At 36.4% G+C, this 3,316-nt stretch carries 5 protein-coding genes; all 5 read right to left on the bottom strand.

Annotation, left to right across the window (positions count from 1 at the left end; genetic code table 11):
• Positions 1–146: 146 nt before the first annotated feature.
• Genes RTR43_RS25360 through RTR43_RS25340 form a run of 5 tightly spaced genes read right to left on the bottom strand, consistent with a single transcriptional unit; the run spans position 147 to position 3,212 of the window.
• Positions 147–377: a hypothetical protein gene (locus RTR43_RS25360; protein ID WP_032859103.1), complete on the bottom strand. Its 231-nt coding sequence runs from the start codon at positions 375–377 to the stop codon at positions 147–149.
• Positions 370–1,632, bottom strand: a complete 1,263-nt coding sequence (locus RTR43_RS25355; RefSeq protein ID WP_073982255.1) for a DUF4062 domain-containing protein — start codon at positions 1,630–1,632, stop codon at positions 370–372. The genes RTR43_RS25360 and RTR43_RS25355 overlap by 8 nt, the downstream gene beginning before the upstream one ends.
• Before the next feature lie 40 nt (positions 1,633–1,672).
• Entirely contained in the window at positions 1,673–2,341 is a 669-nt protein-coding gene (locus RTR43_RS25350) for a hypothetical protein (RefSeq protein ID WP_073982256.1), read from the bottom strand.
• Positions 2,342–2,353: 12 nt separating this feature from the next.
• Positions 2,354–2,593, bottom strand: coding sequence for a hypothetical protein (locus tag RTR43_RS25345; protein ID WP_158676943.1), 240 nt, complete (start codon positions 2,591–2,593; stop codon positions 2,354–2,356).
• A gap of 49 nt (positions 2,594–2,642) precedes the next feature.
• Positions 2,643–3,212, bottom strand: a complete 570-nt coding sequence (locus RTR43_RS25340; protein WP_073982258.1) for a site-specific integrase — start codon at positions 3,210–3,212, stop codon at positions 2,643–2,645.
• Positions 3,213–3,316: the final 104 nt, after the last annotated feature.

Genomic DNA, 3,316 nt, shown 5'->3' with positions numbered 1-3,316 from the left:
GTCTGACCGGTCTTCCGGATCTGACCGCGCTCCTTCAGATACAGTTCTTCACCGCCGGTACGGTATAGTCAATATCAACGTCAGTCTCCCCTAATTCAAAAAAAAAACGTCCTTAAAAAATAAGGACGTTCAACATTACTTAAATATTATCTTTTAGCAAAGCCTGAATTCCCTTGAATTGACTTAGATTTATTTAACAATTCGTTTAATGAGTTAACACTGGAATTCATGCCTGAGAGTGTTTTTCTAAGGGTTTTAGACGGGACATATTTACCGTTAGCCGATACTTTACGGCTACTTACAGTCTTACTTACAGATGGGGAACGTTTAACAACAACCGAGCCAGAGCTACTGTAATTGGCAAGTTCTCTACTCATAAGTGCTCCCTCCTATCAGCAAATTCAAAAATTCAAAATAGAGTTGGTGTTTATCCATTATAGCACATTCAACCTCTTGTGCGTATGCTTCAGCACGCTTTACATCCCAATCCTCTTCCAGCAAGAAGTGAAGGCATAAAACAAACCTCTCGACGGCCTCAGTAATATAGAATGTCTTTTTATCTTCCCTGTAAGTAATTAATCGTTCACCCTGATTGAAGGCATCAACAACATGAACTCCTTCTTCGTATAACGCAAATACCTCCGGAGCTGTTATATCACCTGTTTTTCCGACCAACCTTAATGTTTCTCCATCCTGAGAATATAATGAAGCAGCATAGCATGAGTTGATATGATTAACGACTACTGGGTTTGTATCTTTAGCCTGTATGATGTCATATCTATGGTTAAGGAATTCAATTCCTTGTTTTAAAAAGTTTGACCAATCTTGTTCCTCTTTATTCAGTATTAAATTTTTTTGGTGGAGCATAGTAAGGGTATGTTCGGCATATTCCACTAAATATGACTGCTGCTCTTCAATTTCAGTTAACTCATCTAACCTTGGAATAAAGTCAACGACAGTCTTTAAAGAATTGCTTATCATTTGAGATATTTGCTTTGCCTCTTTTTCGGATTGAGCAAAATCAAACTCGTATAACCAGTACCTTTTTTTATAGATATCGTAGAGGAACGCCCAAACAAAAGGATCTGCTGCTTGCAAATGTTTCTTGGCCACTCCATCCTGAATAGAAATCCACCTCTCGAATGGATCAAAGGGTGAATCAGGCGGCCGATGGTTTTCCTCAATGTATTGATTATATAAAGAGTCAAAGTCTTTTCTTAGATCAAAGAACCTCTTTTTGATGTCCGGATTTACGAAGACCAAAATGTGCTTTTTCTTTTTCCAGGCTTCTTGGAATTCCAAGTATGTAGGTGTTACATTCCCCCGTCTTAATTCCGGTTCTTCTCCTGATTTAGTGTTGATAAGCAGGATCACTATGTCACTTTTCTCAACAACTTCGATGCAATGTTTCATTGTGTCCGGCTTCCATGTCCCAAAATCCTCTTCTTCAAAGATGGGTACCTCATGGCCACATACCTCTAAATGCTCTTTAACGATCTTCCTCGGTGTCTTTAATGCTTCTTCGTATGCTGAACTTATGAATATTCTTGTCTTATCAATAACCAGTTTGCTCTCCCCCTCTCGCTTCCATATGAAAATTATACCTTTTGATACAAGCAGAAGAAATCCCAAAACAAAAAAGGAGTCATCGGGATAAATCCCAATGACTAGCTTATACTTTTTCTAATTTTAAAATCGAGTTATCTGCAGCAACATTCTTTAATGCAGCGCGTTGCTCTTTTATGAACTGTTTTTCATATTCAATAATTTCCTTAGCATGTTTAACATCGACTTTAAATAATTCGTTTTTCTCTCTACGATAAGGTTTAATTATGTTTTCGACTTCTCTTCTAATTGACACGATAATCTCCGTCACTTCATCTCGAAGAGCATTAATATCTTTTATATGGGGGTCATCATAATCACCATAGATTAGAGAAATAAGTTGATCAAATATTATGTTCAACGAGTCATTATAGCGTATAAGCTGAATGTATACTTTAAAATAAGCTTGTGGAAAATTCCTTATCAACAAGTCATTCTTATTAGTAAAATCAAAACGCGGAGCCTCTAAACTAAGAACATCCAACAGATCTTCAATATTATCCAATAATGTCCTGAAATTTACATCCTGGTTTCGGCAATGTACGATAGCATCCTTTTTATGTCTTAAATTTTTTTGTATCTTCAAATATTCTTTAATTAACTTTTTACTCGTATTGAACTTCTTAGGAAGCTCTCTCTTATCAGAAATTTTATCTAAACCATCTAAAATTCCCCTTCCTACTGAACCCCATACAAAAGGGAAAAATACCAATATTAGCAATAAAAAATATTCCATGCTATCTCCTTTCTATGCACAAGCCAATTGAACGATCTTAAAAATAAGAACCATTCCTGCGACCATAAGTGCAACACTTATTAATCCCGCAAATAATCTAAATAGAGCATAGACTCCAACAATACCAACGAAAATCAGTAAAGCGCCAAAGACCAATTTCACCAACAGGAGGAATATAACGTGCCTGAATAAAACCATTAGAGTAATCACCAGCGCAACGGCCAACATGTATTTTATTTTTTTTGACATCATGAATTCCCCCTGTAGTGTTTTAGTGAAAGACGTTCACACTCTCACCTTCTTATAAATCTAATGACTTTACAGCCTGATCTTTTTCATCCTGTGTAATTCCAATATATCTTAATGTAATGCCCGCGCTGCTATGATTAAACATGTCCATCAGCAGCGTAATATCCGTTCCATTCTTATATTGATGATAACCAAAAGTTTTCCGTAATGAGTGTGTCCCAATGTTTTTTAAGCCTAGTATGTCTGCTGCAGCCTTGATATTCCGCCAAGCAGTCACCCTGGTAATCGGCTTATCTTTAGATTTCTGACCGGTGAAAAGATAATTATCAAGATTCCCCTCATACCGTCGCTGAACATATTGTGTGATTGCCTTTCGGACACCTTTAGTCATGGCAATCTTGTTGTGTTTCCCTGTTTTGGTTTCCCTCAATTCAAAATACTCGAGGGGTCTCATTTTTTCGTCAATGACATCTTTGAACTTCAAATGAATTAAGTCACTGATCCGAAAAGCAGTATTTATCCCAATGATGAAATATACAGCGTCCCTTTCGTTCATGGAATAAAGAAGTTTTTTCATGTTGTCTATATCTTTACGATTTCGGATCGGTTCAACAAAATTCATTTTCAATACCTCATTTTTCTAATAAAATACGTTATTATCCTGATTATACTGTAACGGTTTCATTTGCACGATGCGAAAAACCTTACTTACCGTTTCAAATAAGT

Source organism: Neobacillus sp., assembly GCF_031988165.1.
In the GTDB taxonomy this organism is placed as follows: Bacteria; Bacillota; Bacilli; order Bacillales; family Cytobacillaceae; genus Neobacillus; species Neobacillus rhizosphaerae.
This window is presented reverse-complemented; position numbering and strand designations above follow the sequence as displayed.

Excerpts from the sequence above, each read along its gene's own strand:
- RTR43_RS25360 (WP_032859103.1), bottom strand. The coding sequence starts at position 377 with ATGAGTAGAGAACTTGCCAATTACAGTAGCTCTGGCTCGGTTGTTGTT.
- RTR43_RS25350 (WP_073982256.1), bottom strand. The coding sequence starts at position 2,341 with ATGGAATATTTTTTATTGCTAATATTGGTATTTTTCCCTTTTGTATGG.
- RTR43_RS25345 (WP_158676943.1), bottom strand. The coding sequence starts at position 2,593 with ATGATGTCAAAAAAAATAAAATACATGTTGGCCGTTGCGCTGGTGATT.
- RTR43_RS25340 (WP_073982258.1), bottom strand. The coding sequence starts at position 3,212 with ATGAATTTTGTTGAACCGATCCGAAATCGTAAAGATATAGACAACATG.